Origin of the sequence: Pedococcus sp., from assembly GCF_036000045.1 — a bacterium.
Classification (GTDB): domain Bacteria; phylum Actinomycetota; class Actinomycetes; order Actinomycetales; family Dermatophilaceae; genus Pedococcus.
The window spans coordinates 1-25409 of sequence record NZ_DASYGF010000032.1; the positions used below are offsets into that span (position 1 = coordinate 1).

The window sequence follows — 25409 nt, forward strand, 5'->3', positions numbered from 1 at the left end:
GGCTGGAACCGCTTGTAGGAGTTGACGTTGGGCGCGTAGAGCAGGGTGAACTCGCGCATCGTCGCCTGGACCCCGGCGACGAAGTGCTCGAACAGCCGGCTGCGGCCACCCTCACGCTCGTCGTCGGCGAAGACGATGCCGCCGTCGGTTCCGCGCAGGGACAGGTGGATGTGGCAGGAGTTGCCCTCACGCTCGTCGAACTTCGCCATGAAGGTGAGCGACTTCCCGTGGTTCGCGGCGATCTCCTTGGCGGCGTTCTTGTAGACGACGTGGTTGTCGCAGGTCTTCAGCACCGAGTCATAGAGGAAGGCGATCTCGTGCTGCCCGAGGTTGCACTCCCCCTTCGCGCTCTCGACGGTGACGCCACCGGCATACATCTCGTTGCGGATGTCGCGCAGCAGGGGCTCCACCTTCGTGCCGCCGAGGATGGAGTAGTCCACGTTGTAGCGGTTGGCCCCGGTCAGGCCGTGGTACCTGCGGTCCCAGGCCTGCTCGAACGTCTCCTCGAAGACGATGAACTCCAGCTCGGTGCCCGCCAGAGCCACGAAGCCGAGCTCGGCCGCGGCGTCCACCTGGGCCTTGAGCACCGACCGCGGTGACGGCCGGACCGGTCCGCTGCCGTCGAGCCACGACAGGTCGCACTGCACGGTCGCCGAGTACGGCTGCCCGGGGGTGCGGCGCAGGGTCGACAGGTCGAGGTCGAACATCATGTCGCCGTAGCCGCGCTCCCACGAGCTGATGGCGTAGCCGTCGACGGTGTTCATGTCGACGTCGACCGCCAGCAGGTAGTTGCACCCCTCAGTGCCGTGACCCAGGACCGAGTCGAGGAAGAACTGCCCGTGGATGCGCTTGCCCTGCAGGCGACCCTGCATGTCGGTGAACGCCACGATGACGGTGTCGATGGCCCCCGAGCCGATGTCGGCGCGCAGCTCTTCGACGGTCAGGTGGGGTGGTGCCGTCATCTCTTCTCCTTCTCAGTCATCCAGGTGCCGGTCATCCGAGCAGGCCTCGGAGCAGTGCCGACGTGGCGTCACAGTGCTCCTCCATGACGGCCCGGGCCGTCTCGGGGTCGCCGGCCAGGATGGCGCGGACGACGGCGTCGTGCTGGTCGTTGGAGTGCTCGATGTTGCGGCGCAGCACCGGGATCGCCACCAGCAGCTCGTGCAGCGCCGACTGTGACCGGGTGACCGCCTCGATGAGCATCGGGGAGCCCGACACGGTCGCGACCGCGAGGTGGAAGCGGCTGTCGGCGAGCCGGTGGGCGGCATTGTCGGGCGCCTCGCGGGCGGCGCGCGCACTCTCGAGGAGCCATGCCCGCTGGTCCGCGGCCAGCGACCTTGTCGCGGCCAGGGCCGCGGCGCCGGGCTCGACGACGCGACGGAAGTCCATCGCGTCGGCAAGGGCAGCCCCGGTGCGGACGGGTGCTCCCCCGGTCCCTGGTTCGAGTCCCGCGTAGGTGATGACCGTGCCACCGCCGCGCCCGCGCCGGGTGGCGACGAGCCCGGAGTCGCGCAGCGCCGCGATGGCCTCGCGCAGGGTGTTGCGGCTCACTCCCAGTCGCTCGGCGAGCTCGCGCTCGGGTGGGAGCTGTTCACCGTCGGTGAAGACGCCCAGCCGGATGGCCGTCGCCAGCTGCTCGACGGTGGCCTCGAACGCATTGCCGGACGTGGGCCGCAGCACCAGGTCAGGCAGGGAGGTCAGGTGGTCCACCGCGCTCACCCCCCGATCCAATACCCCTCGGTCCCACACGTCAATGGTCTGGGAAAGTACCATTTCATTCCGTCCTCGCGCGACGGCCCAGCTTGCGGCCTTCCGCGTCGAACGGGGCCCCCATGGTCACCGTCGCCGGAAACCGTTGCCCAGCAAGGTCGATCTCATAGGCGCCTTCACGAACCCACTGTGGCGTCGTCGTCCCGCTCGCCCTGTCCCCTACCAAGGCGAGTCCCACCGCCGACCCGAGCGTCGCACCCCACGCGGCACTCGTGACCTGCCCGACCGGAGCCCCGTCGCGTAGGACCAGCTCGCCACCCCAGGGATAGGCCGACGGGTCGTCGAGCACGAAGGAGACGATGCGGCGCGCCGGGGGGGCGCTCCTGACCTGCTCGACGGCTGCCCGTCCGAGGAAGTCGATGTCGGTGCCGAGCTTGCACGCGAACAGCAGACCCGCCTCCACGGGTCCCAGCTCCGTGGTCAGCTCGCGGCCGAACGCGCGATAGCCCTTCTCCAGACGCATGGCCTCGATCGCGTAGTAGCCCGCGGGGACCACACCGAGGTCCTTCCCTGCGGCGAAGAGGTCCTCGTAGACGCCCACCGCCAGGTCACACGGGACATAGAGCTCCCAACCCAGTTCTCCGACGTAGGTGATGCGGGTGGCGCGCACGGTGGCCGAGCCGATCCGCACCTCTCGGCTGGTCCCGAACGGGAAGGCCTCGTCGTCGAAGCAGTCATGGGACAGCGCCGAGAGGAGCTGCGCGGACCGGGGCCCCATGACGCCGAACACGGCATACGCGCTCGTCACGTCGACGACGCTGGCGTGGCACCCCTCCGGCAGGTGGCGTCGCATCCAGTCGACGTCACGGTCCGTCGTGGCGGCACTGCTGACGACGAGGTACTCGTGTCGACCGGTGCGGGTGACGGTGACGTCGCTCTCGTAGGTGCCTCGCGCGTTGAGCATCCCTGTGTAGACCGCGCGCCCGACCGGCACGGCGACATCGGCGGTGCACAGCCACTGCAGCGCCTGTTCGGCATCCTTTCCCACCACGAGGTACTTGGAGAACGACGTCTGGTCGAACACCGCTACGGCCTCGCGGGTGGCGCGCTGCTCGGCGACCGACCAGTCAACCCAGGAGGGACGGTCCCAGGAGTACTCGATGACCGTCGGAACGCCCTTCGGGGCGAAGACATTGGCGCGCTCCCAGTTGTTGCGACTGCCCAGGCAGGCGCCCTGCGCGACGAGGAGCTCATGGACCGGCGAGCGCCTCAGCGAGCGCCCGGTCTCCAGCTCACGGTTCGGCCACGGCAGGGCGTAGTGGAGCCCCAGCACCTCGCTGACCCGGGCGCGCAGCCAGTCGGTGTTGCCCGCCAGCGGCGAGAAGCGGCGCAGGTCCGCGCTGATGAGGTCCATGGTCGGACCACCCTCGACGATCCATTCGGCCATCGCCCGCCCCGCGCCGCCCGCGGACGCGATGCCCACGGAGTTGAAGCCGGCGCAGACGAAGAAGCCGGGCACAGCGGGCGCCTCGCCGATGATGAACTGGTTGTCGGGCGTGAAGCTCTCCGGACCGTTGTAGAACTTGCGAATTCCCGTCTCGGCGAGGGCCGGGATCCGGTGGACGGCGCTGTCCATCAGGATCTCGAAGTGCTCCCAGTCCTCCTCCAGCAGGGCGAACTCGAACGGGTACGGGATCTGGTCCGGCGCCACCCAAGGCTTGGCCACCGGCTCGAACCCGCCGACCAGCAGGCCGCCCACCTCCTCCTTGACGTAGGTGTAGCCGTCGGGGTCGCGCAGGATGGGCAGGTCGCGGTGCACGCCCTGGATCTGGTCGGTCACGACGTAGAAGTGCTCGGCCGAGTGCAACGGCACCGTGACCCCGACGAGGTCGCCGACAGCCTTGGCCCACTGTCCGGCGCAGTTGACCACGACCTCGCACTCGACATCGCCGTGGTCGGTCCGAACTCCGCTCGCTCGTCCCTCCGTGGTGATGACATCGGTGACCCGGACTCGTTCGATGATCCGCACGCCGCGCATCCGCGCGCCCTTGGCGAGGGCCTGGGTGAGGTCTGCGGGGTTGGCGCGTCCGTCGCCCGGCAGCCAGATGGCGCCCACGACGTCGTCGACCTGGATGAGGGGGTACCGCTCGCGTGCCTCGCTCGCCGTCAACAGCTCGCACTCGAGGTCGTATGCCGCGGCACTCGCGGCTGTGCGGCGCAGCTGCACCATCCGCTCGGGCGTCCTGGCGAGCGTCAGCCCACCACAGGTGCGGTAACCGGTTCCGAGTCCCGTCTCGGCCTCGAGCCGGGTGTAGAGATCCGTGGAGTACTGCACCAGCCGGGTGCTGGCCTCGGTCGCACGGAGCTGGCCGACGAGCCCCGCGGCATGCCAGGTCGTGCCGCCTGACAGCGAACCTTGTTCGAGGAGAACGACATCGGTCCAACCGAGCTGAGCCAGGTGGTAGGCGACGCTGCAGCCGATGACCCCGCCCCCGATGATGACCACGCGGGCGCGCTCGGGAGGGCCGGCGGTCACGACGGCTCCCCACTGCCGGAGGCCGCGCCATCGAGCAACGACTCGAGGCGGCTGCTGCCCAGCAGCTGAGCCGCCGGCTCGTAGCGTTCCATCGCGAAAGCCCAGAAGTCGTGGTCCACGTCCGAGACCTCGTGCTGGATCGCCCCCCACAGGGTCCACGCGTAGCGACCCGCCAGACCCCACAGCTCGGCACGAGCCAGGAGCCGTTGGTCGACCCGTCCGTAGTAGGCCTCGACCACCTGGGCCAGGTGGTCGTGGTCGAGCCGTGACTCGTTGACGAGGTTGCCGAGCTCGAACGATGCCTCGTTCATGCCCGAGTACTCGTAGTCCACGATCCTCAGGTCCCCGCCGTCGTCGAGCACGTTCGCCGCGAGCAGGTCGTTGTGACACGGGACCATCGGCTCCGGGAAGCGTCTCAGGGCAGCCTCGACGCGCGCCATCGTCGGCGCCAGCGCGGCATAGCCGGACGGGATCTCCACACCGAGGTCGCCCACGATGCCCAGGTAGCGTCGTTGGACGTCGAACATGTCGAAGCGCGACGCGAAGTCCGGGCCGGCGTGCAGCCGGCGCAGGGCGCGCGCGATCCGGGGCAGGTTGGCGCCGACATCCGCTGAGGTGAAGGTCCGACCCGGCAGGAAGCCGACGACCAGGACTCCCTCGCCGGGCAGGTAGTCGACCACCGGAGCACCCACCCCCGCGGCATGGGCGGCCTTGGAGTTGAGCCACTCGTGCTCGCGGTCCACGGCCAGCAGACCCGTCGTCGGGGGCGAGATCCGGACGACGACGTCGCACGTCGCCGTCCGGACCCGGTAGTTGTGGTTGGTCAGGCCGCCGGGTAGGTCATCGACCTGGCGGGGCTGACCGGCCAGACAGGCGATCCTGTCGAGCCACTGGTCGGCCTGCACGATCCGTCAGCGGAACGTGTCGGCGACGTCCAGGTCCACGGTGTGCTTCGGCCCGGTGAACCACTTCTTGGCCGACAGGTGCCAGAACGCCCACAGCAACGCCAGGGCGCCGATCACCACGATCGGTGTGTAGTTGACGAACTTCCAGGCGAAGTCCTTGTCGAAGGGGTTGCCGGTGTTGACCGTGGGGAGCATCGCGACGATCGAGGTCACGATGATCTCGATGATGGCCAGGGGGGCCAGCCAGCGCCACTTCGTGCCGAGGTTCCACGAGCCCTGCTGGAACGAGCTGCCAGCCCGCCAGCGGTAGTAGATCGGGATGGCGAACGCGACGTACAGACCGACGACGCCGATGGACACGACCGCGAAGAACGCGATGGGCACGTAGATCGGCGCGGCCGGCGTGCCGATGTTGACCTTGACCAAGGCGGGCAGGGTGAGAAGCACTGCGACCACCGCCGACAGGATCACGCCGTTGACGGGCACCCGCTTGGAGCTCAGCTTGGACCACAGGCGAGAGCCCGGCACGGCGCCGTCCCGGCTGAACGCGAAGAGCATGCGCGTTGTCGAGGTCATGCAGGCCGTGGTGCAGAAGAACTGGCCCGCCGTCGAGATGAGCAGGATGACGCCGGCCCACTTGCTCGACAGCGCCTGGCTGAAGATCGTCGCGACCGCGCCACCGCCCTTGGTGACGCCGGCCTCGTCCTGGACCGCGAAGAGGAACGTCAGCAGCAGCACCCAGCCGCCGATGGCTGAGTAGGCGATCGACTGCCAGATCCCCTTGGCCGCGGTGTCCGCCGCGCCGTGGGTCTCTTCGGAGAGGTGGGCCGAGGCGTCGTAACCGGTGATGGTGTACTGCGTGAGGATCGCCGAGATCGGCAGGACGTAGAGCAGGAACCCGAGGCCGTGCGTGCTCCCACCGATGAAGCCGGTGTTGTTCACGGTGTGCGTGAACACTGACGAGACGCTGGCGTGGTGGGAGGGGATGAACCACAGGATGAGGACGACTGCGAGGGCGCCGAACACGTGCCACCACACGGAGATGTTGTTGAGCACCGCCAGCAGGTGGGCGGAGAAGATGTTGATCAGCGACACGAGGACGAGCACGACGACGAAGTACAGGAACACCCGGTTGAGGTCACCTGGGGTGTACCCGCTGTCGAAGGACCCGATGGTCAGGTCGAGGAACGTCGCGCAGCCGTAGGCGACGGAGGCGTCGATGGCGAGCAGGCCGATGAGGTTGAGCCATCCGGTGTAGTAGCCGGCCTTGACCCCACCGAGCTTGCTGGCCCACCAGTAGATCCCGCCAGAGGTGGGGTAGGCGGAGACCAGCTCGGACATGCACAGCCCGATGGCGAGGATGAACAGGCTGATGATGGGCCAGCCCCAGGCGATCGCCGCCGGACCACCGTTGTTCCAGCCGACGCCGAAGGTCGTGAAACACCCCGCGAGGATCGAGATGATCGAGAACGAGATCGCGAAGTTCGAGAACCCTGACCAGGACCGGTCGAGCTCCTGCTTGTAGCCGAGCTCTGCCAACCGACGTTCGTCGTCGGACAGTTCGGTGACATTGGCCATGCTCGGCTCCTCGCCCTCAGAACGATATTGAGCCGAATGTTTCACCCACGTCAGTCACCGTGTCAATGGTCCAATGCCAAACCATTGATGGTGTGCACCCACGAGCACCCACGAGCACCCTCGTGCGGTGGCGGCGAGCTCAGACGAGCCGGGTCATCCAGCCACGGGTGTCCTGGGCGCGGCCGTACTGGATGTCGAGGAGCCGCTCACGGATCGTGCGGGTCACCTCGCCGTAGTCGACCCCACGCCGGTGGTCGCAGCGGCCGCCCTCCCAGCGCAGCTCCCCCACCGGCGTGATGACCGCTGCCGTGCCGCAGGCGAAGATCTCGACGATGTCGCCGCTGGCGGCGCCGTCCTTCCACTCCTGGATGGGCACCCGACGCTCCTCGGGCTGCAGGCCGAGCTCCTTGGCGAGCTCGAGCACCGAGGACCGGGTCACCCCCTCGAGGATCGATCCGGTCAGCTCTGGGGTCACCAGGCGGTTGTCCTTGGTAACGAAGAAGAGGTTCATGCCGCCCAGCTCCTCGACGTTGGTGTGCGTCGAGGAGTCGAGGAACACGGCCTGGTCGCAGCCGTTCTCGATGCCCTCCAGCTGGCCTGCCAGGCTCGAGGCGTAGTTTCCGCCCGTCTTGGCCGCGCCGGTGCCGCCCTCACCAGCCCGCGCGTAGTGCTGGGACAGCCAGATGTTCACCGGCCTGATGCCGCCGCTGAAGTAGGCGCCGGCCGGTGAGGCGATCACCGAGTAGGTGACCTCGGCGGCCGGCCGGACCCCGAGGAAGGCCTCGGAGGCGAACATGAAAGGCCGCAGGTAGAGGCTGGTCTCCCCGGTCCCATAGGCCGGCACCCACGCCTGGTCGACCTCGACGAATGCCCGCAGGGAGGCGACGAAGTCCTCCTCGGAGAGCTCGGGCAGCGCCATCCGCCGGGCGCTGCGGATCATCCGCTGGGCGTTGGCCTCGGGGCGGAAGGTCCAGATGGAGCCGTCCTCGTGCCGATAGGCCTTCATGCCCTCGAAGATCTCCTGGGCGTAGTGGAGCACCGCAGCCGAGGGCATCAGGGAGAACGGCCCGTATGCCGTGACCTTGCCGTCCTGCCACCCCTGCCCACGGCGCCAGGTCGCGGTGAGCATGTGGTCGGTGAAGGTCGTGCCGAACCCCGGGTTGGCCAGTACCGCCTCTCGCTCCGCATCCGGCCGCGGGTCGGCGCGGCGGGTGACCTCGAAGGTCAGCGGGGCGGCGGTCTGGGTCATGGAGTCCTCCTGCGTCGTTGCCGGTCTCCTGCCGAGGTTACCCGCCCGGCTGTCGACCCGGGCACGAGAGTTCGAGCGCAGCCGGTGAGCTAGAGGCGATCGGCGATCGCGTCGCCGATCTGGGGCGTCGAGCGGACGGCGGAGCCGCGCTCGGCCAGGTCGGCCGCCACCGCGGCCTCGACCCGAGCCGCCTCGTCGCCCAGCCCGAGATGGTCCAGAAGCAGTGCCACGGACAGGATGGTCGCCGTGGGGTCGGCCTTGGCCTCGCCGGCGATGTCGGGAGCCGAGCCGTGCACCGGCTCGAACATGCTGGGGTACGTCCGCTCCGGGTTGATGTTGCCGCTCGCCGCCAGCCCGATGCCCCCGGCGATGGCGGCCGCGATGTCGGTGATGATGTCGCCGAAGAGGTTGTCGGTGACGATGACGTCGAAGCGTCCGGGGTCCGTGGCGAGGAAGATCGTGGCCGCGTCGACGTGCTGGTACGCCGTCTGCACGTCAGGGAACTCCTGCCCCACCTCCTCGACGGTGCGCCGCCACAGGTGGCCGGCGTGGGTGAGGACGTTGTGCTTGTGCACGAGGGTGAGGTGCTTGCGGGGCCGGGCCTGAGCGCGGGCGAAGGCGTCACGGACGACGCGCTCGACACCGAAGCGCGTGTTGACGCTGACCTCGGTGGCGATCTCGTTCGGCGTCCCGGTGCGCAGGGACCCGCCGTTGCCGACATAGGGGCCCTCGGTGCCCTCCCGGACCACCACGAAGTCGATGCCGTCGGGAGCCACCCGCTCGACTGCCAGCGGGCTCTGCACGCCGGGGTACAGCTTGGCCGGCCGCAGGTTGACGTAGTGCTCGAGCGCGAAGCGCAGCGGCAGCAGGACACCTCGCTCGAGCACCCCGCTCGGCACCGTCGGGTCGCCGATCGCGCCCAGCAGGATCGCGTCGTGGCCCCGCAGCTCCTCGAGCACCGACTCTGGAAGCGTCTCGCCAGTCGCGTGCCAGCGCCGCGCGCCGAGGTCGTACTCCGTGCGGTGGAACTTCGTGCCTGTCCCGGCCGTCGCTGCGTCGAGGACCTTCAGACCCTCGGCGACGACCTCTGGGCCGATGCCGTCGCCGCCGATCACGGCGAGGTTGACGGTGTCCGTGGTCGCGGTGTCTCGGGCCATGTTCTCAGCCTAGGGAGAGTCTTGTTATCTGATACAGGCGTCTCATATGACGAGCGACCTCGGGCCGGGGCCGGAGGTCGCTCGTCGGTGCGTCGTAGGGCGACGGGTCGCAGGCGTCTGCGTCAGTCGTCGGAATGACCCTGCTCGCGCAGGTCCATCGACTCCTGCAGTGCCTGGCGTGCCTTCTGTGCTTCTTCGCTCATGATGCTCAGCCCTTCGTGAGTTCGCCTGTCTCGCAACAGGTGTCAGTGTGTGGAGTTCTTCGGGGCACTCGCCGGTTGTCGGGGTGCGCTGCCAGCCACGCTCGCGGGATCTCCGCGGCGAGTCGGCTGGCTACCGGAACTCGCCGCGGCGGATAAGGATGAGCTGCTGCCGCGACATGCCTTCGAGATTACGTGGACGTCCAACTATTTGATACCGGTATCCCATCTCGTGAGACGCCTCTGGACGTGGCGGCCATCACAGGCACTGATCGACGCCGGAGCACGCTTGCGCCACGCTGTTCGTGACCACTCGACGCTTATTACAGGGCGTAGCGGGGTGTTCGAGCGCAGTTCGTGACCACTCGACGCTTATTGCCGACAACCCCCTCAGACGACGTATGCCGGTGGGTCCCCGAGGGGACCCACCGGCATACGAGGTGGCGAGCGGCAGGCGTCAGCCGGCGAGGTCCACGACGCGCACCTCGGCGCCGACCTCGGAGCCGATGGCGGTCAGCACGTCGGCGGGGATGGCGCTGTCGACGGTGAGGGCGACCAGCGCCTGACCGCCCTTCTCGTTGCGTGCGACCTGCATGCTGTCGATGTTGACCTGGGCGTCGCCCAGCAGCCGCCCGACCGTGCCGATGACGCCCGGACGGTCGACGTAGGTGAAGAACGCGAGGTGCTCGGACAGCGGCACCTCGAGGTCGAACCCGTTGACACCCACGACCTTCTCGACCATGCGGGGGCCGGTGAGCGTGCCCGAGATGGAGACGGTGCTGCCATCGGCGAGCGTGCCGCGCAGCGTCGTGACGTTGCGGAAGTCCTGGGTCGCCGGGTCGGTCAGCAGGCGCACCTCGCATCCACGCTGCTCGGCCAGCAGGGGCGCGTTGACATAGGTCACCGGGTCCTCTGTCACGTCGGTGAACAGGCCCTTGAGCGCGGCGAGCTTCCAGATCGAGACGTCGTGCTCGGTGATCTCGCCCTTGACGTCGACATCGAGCTGCACGGGCACGGAGCCGGCGAGCGCGGTGAAGATCCGGCCCAGCTTCTCGACGAGCGCGATTCCGGGGCGGACCTCCTCCGGCACGGCCCCACCGGACACGTTGACGGCATCCGGCACCAGGTCACCGCCGAGGGCCAGCCGTACGGACTTGGCGACCGCCACGCCTGCCTTCTCCTGCGCCTCGTCGGTGGAGGCTCCGAGGTGCGGCGTCACGACGACCGACTCGAACTCGAACAGCGGGCTCTCGGTCGTCGGCTCAGTGGCGAAGACGTCGATGCCGGCACCGGCCACGCGACCCTCGCGCAGCGCCTCGGCGAGGGCCTCCTCGTCGACGATGCCACCGCGAGCGGCGTTGATGACGCGGACCGTGGGCTTGACCTTGGCGAGCGCCTCCTTGCCGATCAGCCCGACGGTCTCCGGCGACTTGGGCAGGTGCACGGTGATGAAGTCGCTCTGCTCGAGCAGCTCGTCGAGGCTGACGAGCTGGGCCCCGAGCTGGCCAGCGCGTTGTGCGGAGACGTAGGGGTCGTAGGCGAGGATCTCCATACCGAAGCCCTTGAGCCGCTCAGCCACGAGCTGGCCGATACGGCCGAAGCCGACCACACCGACCTTCTTGTCGAGCAGCTCGACGCCGCCGTACTTGCTGCGCTTCCAGGCGCCGCCCTTGAGTGCCTGGTTGGCGGGCGCGATGTTGCGCGCGGTGGAGAGCAGCAGCCCGACCGCGAGCTCGGCCGCCGAGGTGATGTTGGAGGTCGGGGCGTTGACGACCATGACGCCGGCCTGCGTGGCCGCCGGGACGTCGACGTTGTCGAGACCGACCCCGGCGCGGGCGATGACCTTGAGGTTCTTGGCGGCGGCGATCGCCTCCGAGTCCATCTTGGTGGCCGACCGGACCAGCACGGCGTCCACGTCAGCGAGCGCTGGAAGCAGCTCGGCACGGTTGGCTCCGTCGATCTGACGGATCTCGAAGTCGGGTCCGAGGGCATCGATGGTCGCCGGCGAGAGCTCCTCGGCGATGAGGACGATCGGCTTGCTCACGTGTCAGTCCTTTGGGTGGGTCAGGGATGAGGGGCGGCACCACGCTGTGTCCGCGGCCAGCATACGGCGACGCCCAGTATGTGGATGGTCCGCTCGACATGTGACACGGGGAGGGCCACGCCCCACCGCAAGGGCGTGTCCCCGCGTGGCAGGCCTCACACGGCTGGTCGCGTCTCGGAGGACCAGGAGGGCGCATGCGCATGGTGGTGCGGGCGGGTCGGGCGACCTCGGGTACGCGTGTCGCCTGCTTTCGGAACGTGGGCCCGAGGCAGTGGCGGCCAGCCGGCGCACCGGTCGGCCCACTGCGCCCCATCTCCGCGGGTGCGTTGCTGCCATCAGGCACGGCCCGAGCGGGACGGCCGCGCGTTCGAGGAGTGGCTGTCAGACCAGCCGCACCCTCTCCCCCGCGGCCGCCACGACCGCACCTGATGGCGCCAGGCCTCAGCGGGCGGCGGAACCCTCGACGTAGTCGCTGTCCGTCTCCTTGATCCAGCTCATGAGCTTGCGCAGCTCCTTGCCGGTCTCCTCGATGGGGTGCTGGGCGCCCTTCTCCCGCAGGGCCTTGAACTCCGGCGCCCCCGCGTCCTGGTCGTCGATGAAGCGCTTGGCGAACGCGCCGTTCTTGATGTCGGCCAGCACCGCCTGCATGTTCTCCTTCACGTGCGGGTCGATGACCCGCGGGCCGGACACGTAGTCGCCGTACTCCGCCGTGTCGGACACCGACCAGCGCTGCTTGGCGATGCCGCCCTCGACCATGAGGTCCACGATGAGCTTGAGCTCGTGCAGACACTCGAAGTACGCGACCTCGGGCTGGTAACCCGCCTCCACCAGCGTCTCGAAGCCGTACTGGACCAGCTGGCTGGCGCCGCCACACAGGACAGCCTGCTCACCGAACAGGTCGGTCTCGGTCTCCTCGGTGAAGGTGGTCTTGATGCCGCCCGCGCGCAGTCCACCGATCGCGCGAGCGTAGGACTTGGCGAGGTCCCAGGCCTTGCCCGAGGCGTCCTGCTCGACGGCCAGGAGCACCGGCACACCGCGCCCGTCGACGAACTCGCGGCGCACGAGGTGCCCGGGACCCTTGGGCGCCACCATGATCACGTCAGAGCCGGCCTCGGGCTTGATGTAGTCGAACCGGATGTTGAACCCGTGACCGAACAGCAGAGCCGCGCCGTCCTTGAGGTTCGGCTGGATGTCGTTGGCATAGACGGTCCGCTGCACCTGGTCGGGTGTGAGGATGACGACCAGGTCGGCCTCCTTGACGGCATCGCCGACGGACTTCACGGTGAGTCCCTGCGCCTCGGCCTTGGCCCGGCTCTTGCTGCCCTCGGCCAGGCCGACGCGGACGTCGACCCCCGAGTCGCGCAGGTTGAGCGAGTGGGCGTGCCCCTGGCTTCCGTAGCCGATGACGGCCACCTTCGTGCCCTGGATCACGCTGAGGTCTGCGTCGTCGTCGTAGAACATCTCGGCCACGTCGGCCAACTCCTTCGGTTGTGTCTTACGTTGTGGTTCAGGCAAGTTCGTGCATTTGGTATGCCGCGGCCCGTGGCCCCGGCGTGCGTGCAGACCCGCTAGGCGGACCTGAGCGCGCGATCGGTGATGGAGCGCGGCCCTCGGCCGATGGCCACCAGGCCGGACTGGACCAGCTCCTTGACCCCGAACGGCTCCAGCACCTCGAGGAAGGCCGCCAGCTTGTCGCGGTTGCCCGTGACCTCGATGGTGAGAGCGTCGCTGCCGACGTCGACCACCTTGGCCCGGAAGAGCTGGACGGTCTCGAGAACGTGGCTGCGCGACTGCATGTCGGCGCGCACCTTGACCAGCAGGATCTCGCGCTGGACCGAGGCCGAGGCCTCCAGCTCGACGACCTTGAGCACCTCGACCAGCTTGTTGAGCTGCTTGGTCACCTGCTCCAGCGGAAGGGCCTCGACATCGACCACCACGGTCATCCGCGAGATCTCGGGATGCTCGGTGGGACCCACGGCGAGGGAGTCGATGTTGAACCCGCGCCGGGAGAACAGCGCCGCGATACGCGCGAGCACACCGGGCTTGTTCTCGACCAGGACGGACAGAGTGTGCTTGCTCATCTCTGGCTCCCCTCCTCGGGCTGGGCGTCGGCTTCGTCGTCCTCGCGGTCCCACTGGGGGGCCGTGTCCTTCGCGATCTGGATGGCGTCGTTGCTCACGCCGGCGGGCACCATCGGCCAGACCATCGCGTCGCGGTGGACCACGAAGTCGACCACGACGGGAACGTCGTTGATCTCCATGGCCTTCTTGATCGTGGCGTCGATGTCCTCGGGCCGCTCGCAGCGCAGGCCGACACAGCCATAGGCCTCGGCCAGCTTGACGAAGTCGGGGATGCGGCTGCCCACCGACGTGTGGAGGTCGGTGTTGGAGTAGCGCTCGTTGTAGAACAGCGACTGCCACTGCCGCACCATGCCCAGGCTGCTGTTGTTGATGATCGCGACCTTGATCGGGATGTTGTTGATGACGCAGGTCGCGAGCTCCTGGTTGGTCATCTGGAAGCACCCGTCACCGTCGATGGCCCACACGGTGCGGTCCGGCTGGGCGACCTTGGCACCCATGGCGGCCGGCACGGCATACCCCATCGTCCCGAGCCCACCGGAGTTGAGCCAGGCGTTCGGGCGCTCGTACTTCACGAACTGGGCTGCCCACATCTGGTGCTGGCCCACGCCGGCGACGTAGACCGACTCGGGCCCCGAGATCGCACCGATCCGCTCGATGACCTGTTGCGGCGCCACGGTGTTGTCGCCCTCTGGCGTGGTGTAGCCGAGCGGGAAGGTGGCCTTCCAGGCGGCCGTCTGCTGGCGCCACAGGTCGTAGTCGCCGGCCCGGCCCGCGGCGTGGTCGTCGGAGACGGCCTTGACCAGATCGTCGATCACCTCGCCGACGTCGCCGACGATCGGCACGTCCGCGGTGCGGTTCTTGGAGATCTCGGCCGGGTCGATGTCGGCATGGATGACCTTGGCCTCGGGGGCGAAGGTCGACAGCTGACCGGTGACCCGGTCGTCGAAACGTGCCCCGAGGGTGATGAGCAGGTCGGACTTCTGCAGGGCGGTCACGGCGGCGACGGAGCCGTGCATGCCCGGCATGCCGAGGTGCAGCGGGTGGCTGTCGGGCACGGCGCCGCGCGCCATCAGCGTGGTCACCACAGGGATCTGGGTGAGCTCGACGAACCGGCGCAGCGTCTCGGAAGCCCCCCCGCGCACGACGCCACCGCCGACGTAGAACACCGGTCGCTTCGCCTCGGCGATCAGCCGGGCCGCCTCGCGGATCTGCTTGCTGTGCGGCCTCGCCACCGGACGGTAGCCGGGCAGGTCGAACTTCGGCGGCCATGCGAACGTCGTCTTGGCCTGCAGCGCGTCCTTGGAGATGTCCACGAGCACCGGCCCCGGGCGCCCGGTCGAGGCGATGTGGAACGCCTCGGCGATGACGCGCGGGATCTGGTCGGCGTCGGTGACGAGGTAGTTGTGCTTGGTGATCGGCATCGTGATGCCTCGGATGTCTGCCTCCTGGAAGGCATCAGTGCCGATCGCGGCCGAGCTGACCTGTCCGGTGATGGCCACGATCGGGACGGAGTCCATGTAGGCGTCGGCGATCGCCGTGACGAGGTTGGTCGCCCCAGGTCCGGAGGTCGCCATGCAGACCCCCACGCGGCCGGTGGCGCTCGCGTAGCCCTCGGCGGCATGCCCCGCTCCCTGCTCGTGGCGGACGAGGATGTGGCGAACCTTCACGGAGTCGAGCAACGGGTCGTATGCCGGGAGGATCGCACCGCCCGGTATGCCGAACACGGTGTCGACCTCCATCGCCTCGAGGGAGAGGACCAGGCTCTGGGCGCCCGTGACGGTCGCCGGCGCCTTGGGGCGCGTCTGGTGGGCCAACTGGTTCGGGCTGGGCGCCGGCGTGGGGGCCGACTTCGCGTCGCTCACTGTCTCTACCGCTTTCGGTTCTCGCTGGTGTCTGGCCACAAAAAAACCCTCCAGTCCCGAAGCGGGACGACGGAGGGCAGCGCGCTGGCTCTCGATGAGAGAGTCTGCGCGCTAGGGAAGTACGAGAATTCGTGCCACCCGAGCACTTTCCCGCCCCAGCCCTCCGGTGTCAAGGGGCGAGACAACCGGTCCCACCATCCGGACCCGTCGTCTCAGTCACAGACCGCGCCACGGCTCGCGCTCCCCACGAGCTTGCGGTACTTCGCCAGCACGCCCCTCGGGTAGCGCGACGCCGGAGGCTCGAAGCCCTCGGCCCGACGGGCGAGCTCCTCGGCGTCGACGTGGAGGTCGAGCGTCCCCTTGGCGACGTCCAGCGTGATGGCGTCACCGTCGCGGACGAAGGCGATCGGGCCCGCGTCCACGGCCTCGGGGGCCACATGACCCACACACAGCCCCGTGGTGCCACCGGAGAAGCGGCCGTCCGTGAGCAGGAGCACGTCCTTGCCGAGGCCGGCACCCTTGATGGCGCCGGTGACGGCGAGCATCTCGCGCATGCCGGGGCCGCCCTTGGGTCCCTCGTAGCGGATGACGACGACGTCGCCCGCCTTGAGCGAGCCCTCCGCCACGGCATCCATGGCCGCGCGCTCGCCGTCGAACACCCGCGCGGTGCCCTCGAAGACATCCGAGTCGAAGCCCGCCGACTTCACCACCGCGCCCTCGGGCGCCAGGGTGCCCTTGAGGATGGTGATGCCGCCCGTCTTGTGGATGGGCTGTTGCATGGCGCGCACGACCTTGCCGTCCACGTCGGGCGGGGCGATGTCGGCGAGGTTCTCGGCCATCGTCTTGCCCGTGACGGTCAGGCAGTCGCCGTGGAGCAGGCCGGCGTCCAGCAGGGCGCGCATGACCACGGGCACTCCGCCGACCCGGTCGATGTCGGTCATGACGTACTGGCCGAACGGCTTCACGTCTGCCAGGTGCGGGACCTTGGCGCCGACGCGCATGAAGTCGTCGAGGGTCAGGTCGACCTCGGCCTCGTGGGCGATGGCCAGCAGGTGGAGCACCGCATTGGTCGAGCCGCCGAACGCCATGACGACGGCGATGGCGTTCTCGAACGCCTCCTTGGTCATGATGTCGCGGGCCGTGATGCCTCGGCGCAGCAGCCCGACGACGGCCTCACCGGACTTGCGAGCGAAGCCGTCGCGGCGCCGGTCCGTGGCGGGCGGGGCAGCGGATCCCGGCAGCGACATGCCGATCGCCTCGGCGACCGAGGCCATCGTGTTGGCGGTGTACATGCCACCGCAGGCGCCCTCGCCGGGGCAGATCGCGCGCTCGATGGCGTCGACGTCGGCGCGCGACATCAGTCCCGCGGCGCAGGCACCCACCGCCTCGAAAGCGTCGATGATGGTGACGGTCTTCTCGGAGCCGTCGGAGAGCTTGGCGATCCCCGGGAGGATCGACCCGGCATACAGGAACACGCTGGACAGGTCGAGGCGCGCGGCGGCCATGAGCATGCCGGGCAGGGACTTGTCGCAGCCGGCCAGGAGCACCGACCCGTCGAGCCGCTCGGCGTTCATCACCGTCTCCACGGAGTCGGCGATGATCTCGCGGCTCACCAACGAGAAGTGCATGCCCTCGTGGCCCATCGAGATACCGTCGGACACCGAGATGGTGCCGAACTCGAGGGGATACCCGCCGGCCGCGTGCACGCCGTCCTTGGCCGCCTTGGCGAGGCGGTCGAGCGACAGGTTGCAGGGCGTGATCTCGTTCCACGAGCTGGCCACCCCGACCTGGGGCTTGACCCAGTCGTCGTCGCCGAGGCCGACAGCGCGGAGCATGCCGCGGGCGGCCGTCTTCTCGAGGCCGTCCGTCACGTCGCGGCTGCGCGGCTTGATGTCGACGCCGTCGTGGGATCCGGACTCCGTGGTCGTCATGGCCGCAGTCTAGGGTCCCGTACCACAGGGTGGGACGCCGGTCTCACCTCGCGAACGGAAGCGCCCGTATGCCGCGCCGCCATCAGCCGCGACAGACGTGGCACCGCTCCAGCACGGCCGTGCCGTAGCCGAGGTCTCCCCACGAGCCGGAGTACCGAAGGACCGCCACCGACGACGTCGGGAAGCCCGCGGCGAGGCATTCGTGCGCCTGGGTCGAGCCATCTCCGTCGCTCAGCTCACTGGCCAGCATGGCGATGGTCGGATTGTGGCCCACCACGAGGACGACCTGAGCCGGCCCCGCGGACTCGCGCACCAGCTGCAGGGCGGCGGGCTCTCCGCCGGAGTACAGGGCCCGGTCGTACTCGACCGTCTCACCGCACGCTCCCCCCGCCTCGGCGGCGGCCCAGGTCTGCCGGGTGCGCGCCGCCGTCGAGCAGAGCACGAGCTCCGCGCCCAGCTCGTGCTCGCGCAGCCACGCACCGGCTGCGTGGGCGTCCCTGCGGCCTCGGGCGGTGAGCTCGCGGTCGTGGTCCGGCTTTCCGGGCACCTGCTCCGCCTTGGCATGCCGGAGGAGGATGAGCACCTTGTCATCGCTGGCCAGGGTCATGCCCTCAGCATGGACCCACAGCACAGGAAGAAACAGCCTTGACACCCGTCAACGCAGCACGCGGCGGTCACCGCGACAGCTCCGGCTTGATGCGCAGGGCAGTCCAGGTCCCGGCCTTGCGGGCAGCGCGAGTGGAGGAGAGGAAGGCTCCGAGCAGGTAGAGAGCGAGAACCAGCAGGTCCACGGCGAGGTTGGCCAGTGATCCGCCGTACATGAGACGCCGGATGCCGTCGACCGCATAGCTCATCGGCAGCGCGTGGTGGACCGGATGCAGTGGCATGGGCAGCGTCTGCCACGGGCATGATCATGACGAAGGTCATCGACATGACGAACAGGAACCCCAGCAACAGCACCGGATGGTGTGCGGGAACACCCACGGCGCGAAGAACCACGACATACACCAGGAGTGCCTGCAGCAGCCCTGCACGCGCTGCGCGACCCGCAGGCACGGCGAGCATGGAAGACCTCGTCCGTATGGTCACGCTGGTCTTCCACGGGGGCCTCGGGCAGCACCTCCTCGACCCCGAGTCGGTCGCAGCCGGCTCGGTCGAGCGCAGGCTGCTCCCTGTCCTCGTCGCGGCCGTCACCGCCCCTGCCGACCGCCCCCGGTCGGCCCGTTAGCCTCGTCCCACCACGGCGAGGTCCGCGGCGGTCACGAGCCGCTTGGTCCGCCTCGTCCCGAACTTCGAGGTGAGAGCCCATGCCCGAGGCTTCGTCGCTCGTCGACGTACCGGCCCGCCAACCCGCCGACCGGGGCTGGCTCGACGAGGCCGTGCGCCGCATCCAGGCCGACGCCAACCGCAGCGCCGACACCCATCTCGTGCACGTGCCTGTCCCCGGCCTGCCGAACGTCGACCTCTATCTCAAGGACGAGTCGACCCACCCCACGGGCAGCCTCAAGCATCGCCTGGCTCGCTCACTGTTCCTCTATGCCCTGTGCAACGGCGAGCTGCGCGAGGGGACGACGGTGATCGAGGCCTCCAGCGGCTCCACCGCAGTGAGCGAGGCGTACTTCGCCCGCATGCTCGGGCTGCCGTTCATCGCCGTCATGGTCGCCACGACGAGCCGCGAGAAGATCGCGCTGATCGAGCGCGAGGGGGGCCGATGCCACCTGGTCGACGACGCCACCGAGGTCTACGAGGTGGCCCGCCGGCTCGCTGCCGATCTCGGCGGCCATTATCTCGACCAGTTCACCTTCGCCGAACGCGCCACCGACTGGCGCGGGAACAACAACATCGCCGAGTCGATCTTCGAGCAGATGAGCCTCGAGCGTCACCCGGTGCCGCAGTGGGTCGTGGTGGGTGCGGGCACCGGCGGTACGAGCGCCACGATCGGGCGCTACGTGCGGTACCGGGGACTGTCCAGCCGGGTCTGCGTGGTCGACCCGGAACGGTCCGCCTTCCTGCCCGCGTTCGCCGGCGACGATGCCGCCGTGCAGCAGGCCTGTGGGTCGCGGATCGAGGGCATCGGCCGGCCGAGGGTCGAGCCCAGCTTCGTCCCCACGGTGGTCGACCGGATGATGCTCGTGCCGGACGCCGCGTCCGTCGCCGCGATGCGGTTCCTCAGCGAGCGGACGGGCCTGCGGGCCGGCGCCTCGACCGGCACGAACCTCTATGGAGCGCTGCGCCTGGCTTGCGAGCTGGGCGAGCGTGGTGAGGGCGGCAGCATCGTGTCGCTCCTCTGCGACGGCGCCGAGCGGTATGCCGGCACCTATCGCGACGACGCCTGGCTTGCAGAACGGGGCTGGGACCTCGCGCCGTACGAAGCCGTGCTCGCGCGGGCCTGGGACACCGGCACCTGGCTGACCCCTGACTGACGCCAGAGGACAGCCTCAGCCGCCCGAGACTGCGTTGATGACGTGGACCGTGGAGCGTGGCGTCACGGGTGTCGCGACCCCGTCGAGCCGCTTGGCGTCCTCGCCGTCGACGAAGACGTTGACATGCCGACGTATCTCACCGCGCTCGTCGCGGACCCTCGACGCCAGGATCGGCCATGGTGCGAAGGCGTCATCGAGGACCTCGCCGAGCGGAGCGTCAGCCGACAGCTCGACGGGCAGCTCTGCCTCACCGCCGACGAGGTCACGCAGCAGCCCCGGCAGCACCACGCGCACGGTCATGGCAGGGTGACCGCCCGCACGCACAGGACGTCGGGCAGCTGCTCGGCGATACGCTCGAACGAGTCGCCTCCGTCGAGCGAGGCATAGACCTCACCGTTGCGCGTTCCCACGTAGAGGCCCGGCTCGTCATGGGTGTCGACGCCCGCGGCATCGCGCAGCACGTTGGTGTAGCTCGGCGAGGGCAGCCCGATGTCCTGGGTGCGCCAGGTCGCGCCCGCGTCGTCGCTCCGCTGGACCTGGAGCCGGGCAGCCGGCGGGATGCGCTCGCCGTCGGAGGCGATGGGCACCAGCCAGACCGTGTCACCTCGCCGGGGGTGGGTCACCGCCGTCATCCCGAAGTTGGTGGGCAGCCCCTCCTCGATCGAGGTCCAGGTCACGCCGTCGTCGTCGGAGCGGTAGACCCCTCGGTGGTTCTGGGCGTAGAGGCGCGTCGGCGTGCCGGAGTCCCTGGCGACCTTGTGGACGCACTGCCCGAACTCGGGAAACTCGTTGTGGGGCATGAAGTACGCCCGAATGCCAGTGTTGCCTGGCTCCCACGACTCGCCACCATCGCGCGTGTTGTAGACACCGCCGGTGCTCATCGCCACGAGCATGGATGCCGGGTCTACCGGGCTCGGGAGCACCGTGTGGATGGCTCCCCCACCGAAGCCCTCACCCCACTCCGGCCGGTGCGGGTGGTCCCACAGGCCCCGGTTGAGCTCGAAAGTCTCACCTCGGTCCGCGCTGCGCCACAGCCCCTGCGGCTCGGTGCCCGCCCACACGACGTTGTCGTCATGAGGGTCTGCGACCAGCTGCCAGGTCGCCTTGAGAGCGGTGTCGGTGTCGGCCGGGAACCGGATCGAGCCATCGGGGTGCTCGACCCAGGTCGCACCCAGGTCGTCGGAGTGCTGCAGGGAGGGGCCCCAGTGCGAGGAACGGAACCCCACCAGCAGCCGAGGGCTCGCCCCCCTGTTGTCGAACAGGAGCGAGAGAACCTCGCTCATCAAGAAGTGTGGACCCTCGACGCGCCAGGTGCGTCGGTCGTCACTGCGCGCCAGCCAGAGCCCCTTGCGGGTCCCGATTCCCACCACCGTTTCGCTCATCGGGCCAGCATGGCACCGATGACCGACACGGCGCAGCGGGCCAGGGAAGGTCAGCCGTCGACGGTCCGCGCGGCCTCCACCACGCCCCTCAGGTGACGAGGTTGCGCAGCGGCCGCCCCGCGGCATACGCGCTCAGCTGTTCCCGGAGCAGCCGCGTCGCCCTGGGCATGAACGCCGTCGAGGCGCCGCCGACATGCGGAGTGAGGACCACCCCGGGGGCGGTCCACAGCGGATGTCCGGGCGGCAGCGGCTCGGGCTCCGTGACGTCGAGCGCCGCCCGGATCCGACCCGCCGCCGCATGCCGCACGAGGGCCGCGGTGTCGACCACCCCACCGCGTGCCACGTTGACCAGCAGAGCACGGTCCGGCATCGCCGCGAGGAAGCCGTCGTCCACCAGACCGGCGGTGCGCGCGTTCAAGGGGACCACCACGATGACCACGTCGTGCGCCGGAAGGAGCTGGGCCAGCTGGTCGACGCCATGCACGGCGTCGACCAGCTCGTCCCCCTGACGTGCGGTGGAGGCGACGGCCGTGACCTGCACCTCGAACGGCAGCAGCCGGGCCGCGATCGCGCGCCCGATCGAGCCGTAGCCGAGGACCAGGACCCGACGGTCGGCCAGCGAGTCGTGGAAGGCAGGTGGCAGCCAACGCTCCTGCCGCTGCGCGTCGACGAAGGCCGGGAGGTCGCGCAGCGCGGCGAGGGTCAGGGCCACCGCGAGCTCGGCGGTCGAGGCGTCGTGGACCCCCGCGGCGTTGGCCAGCCGCACCTTGAACGGCAGGGCGGCCTGGACGTCCTCGTAGCCCGCGGTCAGCAGCTGGACCAGATCGACGCCCGGGGTGTGCCGCAAAGCGGGAACCCGGCGACCGCCCCCGAGGTAGGGCGGCACCACGACCCGCACCTCGTCAGCTCGGTCCGGCGGCCCGTCGAGGTCCCAGACCGCGAGGTCCAGACCGTCGATGGGCCCCACCGCGTCGACCCACTCCTGCCCCGGCAGCGTCACCAGCGTCATGCCGCTCACGCTAGCCCGCCGCCCTGCGGCGACCGCGCCGGCCCAGCACAATGAGGTATGCCGCCTGGCAAGCCGAGAGGCCGGTGGGCCGTCCTGGGCGCGGGGCTCGGCAGCCTCGGCCTGGTCGTGGCCTGCACCGCCTCCCCCGCAAAGCCGTCACCCACGACCTCAGCCACGACGGCCTCGCCCACGACGAACTCATCCACGAGAGCCGCTGCCAGGCAGACCCCCCTGCCCACTCAGGTCCTGGCCACGCACCTCGACGTGCCCTGGGCACTCGCCTTCCTCCCCGACGGTTCCGCCCTGGTGACCCTGCGTGACAGCGGCGAGCTGATGCAGCTGCGTCCCGGCAGGCCGCCTACTCTGCTGGGGCACATCCCCGGCGTCGTCCCCGACGGCGAGGGTGGCCTGCTGGGTGTGGCCGTCTCACCCACGTTCCGGCAGGACCACCGGGTCTTCGTCTACCTCACCACGGCCACCGACAACCGGGTGGAACGACTGCGGCTCGACGGCGGACACCTCACGACCCCCGTGCCCGTGCTCACCGGCATACGCAAGGCCGGAAACCACGATGGCGGCCGGCTGGCCTTCGGTCCGGACAGCTACCTCTACGTGACGACGGGGGATGCCACGGACCGAGCGCTCGCGCAGCGGCGCGACTCGCTCAACGGCAAGATCCTGCGGGTGACGCAGGACGGCGCTCCCGCGCCGGGCAACCCGTTCCCGGGGTCACCGGTCTGGACCTACGGGCACCGCAACGTCGAGGGCATCGCCTGGGCCCCGGACGGACGGATGTTCGCCAGCGAGCTGGGACTCGATAGCTGGGACGAGCTCAACCTCATCAGGCCGGGCCGCAACTACGGCTGGCCCCTGGTCGAGGGCCGGGCCGGACGCGCGGGGCTCACGGACCCGCTCGTCCAGTGGCCGACCGACGACGCCTCCCCGAGCGGCATCGCCGTGGCGGCTGGAGCGGTCTGGGTCACCGCCCTTCGAGGAGAGTCGCTGTGGCGAGTCCCGTTGACCAGCGACGGCGTCGGGCAGCCCCAGCGTCTCCTGCAGGGTCGGTACGGGCGGCTGCGTGACGCTGTCGCCGCTCCGGACGGCAGGCTCTGGGTCCTGACCGACAACACCTTCCGTGGGCAGCCCGCTCCAGCGGACGACCGCGTCGTGGCGTTCGCGCTCGGCGACCTGCGCTGAAGAAACGCGCAGCCCGCAGCCCGCAGCCCGCAGCCCGCAGCCGAGCCTCAGGTCAGCCGGGACAGGATGATCTCGCGAGCCTTGCCGGCGTCGGCCTGGCCCTTCATCTGCTTCATCACCTGGCCGATGAGCGCCCCGGCGGCCTGGACCTTCCCGTCGCGGACCTTCTGGGCCACGTCGGGGTTCGCCGCGATGACCTGGTCGACGGCAGCCTCCAGAGCCCCGTCGTCCTGGACCAGCTCGAGACCCCGCGCATCGGCGACCTGCGTCGGCGAGCCCTCGCCCTCGATGACACCCTCGAGGACCTGGCGGGCCATCGAGTCGTTGAGACGCCCGGCCCGAACGAGCCCGTCGAGCTCGGCCACGGCGGCCGGCGTGACACCGAACTCGTCGACGCCCTTGCCCTCGGCGTTGGCCCGCCGGGCCAGCTCACCGGCCCACCACTTGCGCGCCGCTGCGGGGGTGGCCCCGGCACCAACGGTCTCCTCGATGATCTCCACGACGCCGGCGTTGACGACGTCGCGCATCTCGAGGTCGCTGTAGCCCCACTCCGCCTGCAGACGCTTGCGACGCTGGGCCGGCGGCTCGGGGAGGGTCCGGCGGAGCGTCTCGATGGTCTCGCGGGTCGGTGCCACGGGGACGAGGTCGGGCTCAGGGAAGTAGCGGTAGTCCTCGGCGTCGGACTTCTCGCGACCACTGGTGGTGACACCGGTGTCCTCGTGCCAGTGCCGGGTCTCCTGAACGATCTTCTCGCCGCGGTCGAGGACCGCCGCGTGGCGGGTGATCTCGTAACGCACCGCGCGCTCGACGCTGCGCAGCGAGTTGACGTTCTTGGTCTCGGTGCGGGTGCCGAGCGGCACCTGGTCCTGGGACTGCTCGTCAGTGGCCAGAGGACGCAGCGAGACGTTGGCGTCGCAGCGCAGCGACCCCTGCTCCATCCGCACGTCCGAGACCCCGAGGGCGCGGAGCAGGTCGCGCAGCGCGGACACGTAGGCCCGAGCGACCTCGGGCGCGCGCTTGCCCGCTCCGGTGAGCGGCTTGGTGACGATCTCGATCAGCGGTATGCCGGCGCGGTTGTAGTCGACGAGCGAGTGGTCCGCGCCGTGGATGCGGCCGGTCGCGCCGCCGATGTGCAGCGACTTTCCGGTGTCCTCCTCCATGTGGGCGCGCTCGATGGCCACGCGGTAGACCTCGGTGCCCACGCCGTTCAGGCTGGGGATCTCCACGTCGAGGTATCCCTCGTAGGCGATCGGCTCGTCATACTGCGAGGTCTGGAAGTTCTTCGGCATGTCCGGGTAGAAGTAGTTCTTCCGCGCGAACCGGCACCACTCCGCGATCTCGCAGTTCAGCGCGAGCCCGATCCGGATCGCCGACTCCACGGCCTTGGCGTTCACCGCCGGCATCGAACCGGGCAGGCCGAGGCAGGTCGGGCAGGTCTGGGTGTTCGGCTCGGCGCCGAAGCTCGCCGGGCAGCCGCAGAACATCTTCGTCGCGGTGTTCAGCTCGACGTGCACCTCGAGACCGAACGACGGGTCGAAGGACGCGAGTGCGTCGTCGAAGGACACCAGTACGTCGGTCATGACGTCACCGCCAGCCTCTCGGGGGTGAGGAACGGGCCGCCCGCGTGCTCGTTCAGCAGAGACTCCAGGGCGGCGCCGACGCGGTAGAGCCGGTCGTCGGCGAGTGCCGGTGCCAGCACCTGGACGCCGGTCGGCAGGCCGTCCTCGGGGGCGAGGCCGGAGGGCACGGAGATGCCGGGGACGCCGGCGAGGTTGGCCGGGATGGTGGCGATGTCGTTGAGGTACATCGCCAACGGGTCGTCGAGCTTCTCGCCCAGCCGGAAGGCGGTGGTCGGCGCGGTCGGCGAGACGAGGACGTCGGCCTGCTCGAAGGCGGCGGCGAAGTCGCGTCCGATGAGGGTGCGCACTTTCTGCGCCTGGCCGTAGTACGCGTCGTAGTAGCCGCTCGAGAGCGCGTAGGTGCCCAGGATGATGCGGCGCTTGACCTCGTCGCCGAAGCCGGCGTCGCGGGTCGCGCGCATCACGTCCTCAGCGCTGGGTGCCTCGACCCCCTCCGGCAGCACGCGCAGTCCGTAGCGCATCGCGTCGAAGCGCGCGAGGTTGGACGACGCTTCGGCAGGAGCGA

At 69.6% G+C, this 25409-nt stretch carries 22 protein-coding genes; 3 read left to right on the forward strand and 19 right to left on the reverse strand.

Annotated elements, in window-relative coordinates; genetic code table 11:
- The 14 genes from VGN50_RS06195 to VGN50_RS06260 form a co-directional block, all read right to left on the reverse strand.
- Window positions 1-962 (reverse strand): glutamine synthetase family protein (locus VGN50_RS06195; protein ID WP_327443827.1); only part of this gene is annotated, 962 nt, incomplete at its 3' end.
- Between the two features lie 31 nt (window positions 963-993).
- On the reverse strand, window positions 994-1719 hold the full coding sequence (locus tag VGN50_RS06200; protein ID WP_327443828.1) for a FadR/GntR family transcriptional regulator: 726 nt from the start codon (window positions 1717-1719) through the stop codon (window positions 994-996).
- Window positions 1720-1774: 55 nt separating this feature from the next.
- Window positions 1775-4246, reverse strand: coding sequence for an FAD-dependent oxidoreductase (locus tag VGN50_RS06205; RefSeq protein WP_327443829.1), 2472 nt, complete (start codon window positions 4244-4246; stop codon window positions 1775-1777).
- Window positions 4243-5151: a phosphotransferase gene (locus tag VGN50_RS06210; RefSeq protein WP_327443830.1), complete on the reverse strand. Its 909-nt coding sequence runs from the start codon at window positions 5149-5151 to the stop codon at window positions 4243-4245. Before VGN50_RS06210 ends, VGN50_RS06205 begins: the two co-directional genes overlap by 4 nt.
- A 6-nt stretch (window positions 5152-5157) precedes the next feature.
- On the reverse strand, window positions 5158-6729 hold the full coding sequence (locus VGN50_RS06215) for an amino acid permease (protein WP_327443831.1): 1572 nt from the start codon (window positions 6727-6729) through the stop codon (window positions 5158-5160).
- A 139-nt stretch (window positions 6730-6868) separates the two neighbouring features.
- Window positions 6869-7978 carry a branched-chain amino acid aminotransferase gene (locus VGN50_RS06220; protein WP_327443832.1) on the reverse strand — a complete coding sequence of 370 codons (1110 nt, stop codon included), beginning with the start codon at window positions 7976-7978 and terminating at the stop codon, window positions 6869-6871.
- Between the two features lie 89 nt (window positions 7979-8067).
- On the reverse strand, window positions 8068-9135 hold the full coding sequence (locus VGN50_RS06225; protein WP_327443833.1) for a 3-isopropylmalate dehydrogenase: 1068 nt from the start codon (window positions 9133-9135) through the stop codon (window positions 8068-8070).
- Between the two features lie 657 nt (window positions 9136-9792).
- A complete protein-coding gene (gene serA / locus VGN50_RS06230) occupies window positions 9793-11379 on the reverse strand; it encodes a phosphoglycerate dehydrogenase (RefSeq protein ID WP_327443834.1) in 1587 nt (528 codons plus the stop codon).
- Window positions 11380-11820: 441 nt separating this feature from the next.
- A complete protein-coding gene (gene ilvC / locus VGN50_RS06235; protein WP_327443835.1) occupies window positions 11821-12849 on the reverse strand; it encodes a ketol-acid reductoisomerase in 1029 nt (342 codons plus the stop codon).
- A gap of 98 nt (window positions 12850-12947) precedes the next feature.
- The gene (gene ilvN / locus VGN50_RS06240) at window positions 12948-13460 is read right to left on the reverse strand and encodes an acetolactate synthase small subunit (RefSeq protein WP_327443836.1); all 513 of its coding nucleotides are present in this window, start codon (window positions 13458-13460) and stop codon (window positions 12948-12950) included.
- A complete protein-coding gene (locus VGN50_RS06245; RefSeq protein WP_327443837.1) occupies window positions 13457-15322 on the reverse strand; it encodes an acetolactate synthase large subunit in 1866 nt (621 codons plus the stop codon). The genes ilvN and VGN50_RS06245 overlap by 4 nt, the downstream gene beginning before the upstream one ends.
- A 212-nt stretch (window positions 15323-15534) precedes the next feature.
- Window positions 15535-17253: a dihydroxy-acid dehydratase gene (ilvD, locus tag VGN50_RS06250; protein WP_327443838.1), complete on the reverse strand. Its 1719-nt coding sequence runs from the start codon at window positions 17251-17253 to the stop codon at window positions 15535-15537.
- An 82-nt stretch (window positions 17254-17335) separates the two neighbouring features.
- On the reverse strand, window positions 17336-17860 hold the full coding sequence (locus VGN50_RS06255) for a histidine phosphatase family protein (protein WP_327443839.1): 525 nt from the start codon (window positions 17858-17860) through the stop codon (window positions 17336-17338).
- Between the two features lie 67 nt (window positions 17861-17927).
- Window positions 17928-18140 (reverse strand): hypothetical protein, encoded by a 213-nt coding sequence (locus VGN50_RS06260; RefSeq protein ID WP_327443840.1) that lies wholly within the window; start codon window positions 18138-18140, stop codon window positions 17928-17930.
- Window positions 18141-18316: 176 nt separating this feature from the next.
- On the opposite strand from VGN50_RS06260, the gene VGN50_RS06265 reads away from it, so the two are divergent.
- Both VGN50_RS06265 and VGN50_RS06270 read left to right on the forward strand, forming a co-directional pair.
- The gene (locus VGN50_RS06265) at window positions 18317-18481 is read left to right on the forward strand and encodes a hypothetical protein (RefSeq protein ID WP_327443841.1); all 165 of its coding nucleotides are present in this window, start codon (window positions 18317-18319) and stop codon (window positions 18479-18481) included.
- A 79-nt stretch (window positions 18482-18560) separates the two neighbouring features.
- Window positions 18561-19676, forward strand: coding sequence for a PLP-dependent cysteine synthase family protein (locus VGN50_RS06270; protein ID WP_327443842.1), 1116 nt, complete (start codon window positions 18561-18563; stop codon window positions 19674-19676).
- Window positions 19677-19691: 15 nt separating this feature from the next.
- On the opposite strand, the gene VGN50_RS06275 is transcribed toward VGN50_RS06270, so the two are convergent.
- The 3 genes from VGN50_RS06275 to VGN50_RS06285 form a co-directional block, all read right to left on the reverse strand.
- The gene (locus VGN50_RS06275) at window positions 19692-19976 is read right to left on the reverse strand and encodes a MoaD/ThiS family protein (protein ID WP_327443843.1); all 285 of its coding nucleotides are present in this window, start codon (window positions 19974-19976) and stop codon (window positions 19692-19694) included.
- Window positions 19973-21058, reverse strand: coding sequence for a sialidase family protein (locus tag VGN50_RS06280; RefSeq protein ID WP_327443844.1), 1086 nt, complete (start codon window positions 21056-21058; stop codon window positions 19973-19975). Before VGN50_RS06280 ends, VGN50_RS06275 begins: the two co-directional genes overlap by 4 nt.
- 88 nt (window positions 21059-21146) lie before the next feature.
- On the reverse strand, window positions 21147-22067 hold the full coding sequence (locus VGN50_RS06285; RefSeq protein ID WP_327443845.1) for a 2-hydroxyacid dehydrogenase: 921 nt from the start codon (window positions 22065-22067) through the stop codon (window positions 21147-21149).
- A 264-nt stretch (window positions 22068-22331) separates the two neighbouring features.
- Here VGN50_RS06285 and VGN50_RS06290 point away from each other — a divergent pair, with 264 nt between their 5' ends.
- A complete protein-coding gene (locus VGN50_RS06290) occupies window positions 22332-23264 on the forward strand; it encodes a PQQ-dependent sugar dehydrogenase (protein WP_327443846.1) in 933 nt (310 codons plus the stop codon).
- A 47-nt stretch (window positions 23265-23311) separates the two neighbouring features.
- Here the strand turns inward: VGN50_RS06290 and gatB are convergent, their stop codons facing one another.
- Both gatB and VGN50_RS06300 read right to left on the reverse strand, forming a co-directional pair.
- Entirely contained in the window at window positions 23312-24844 is a 1533-nt protein-coding gene (gene gatB / locus VGN50_RS06295) for an Asp-tRNA(Asn)/Glu-tRNA(Gln) amidotransferase subunit GatB (protein ID WP_327443847.1), read from the reverse strand.
- Window positions 24841-25409 (reverse strand): amidase family protein (locus VGN50_RS06300; RefSeq protein ID WP_327443848.1); only part of this gene is annotated, 569 nt, incomplete at its 5' end. The genes gatB and VGN50_RS06300, both read right to left, overlap by 4 nt.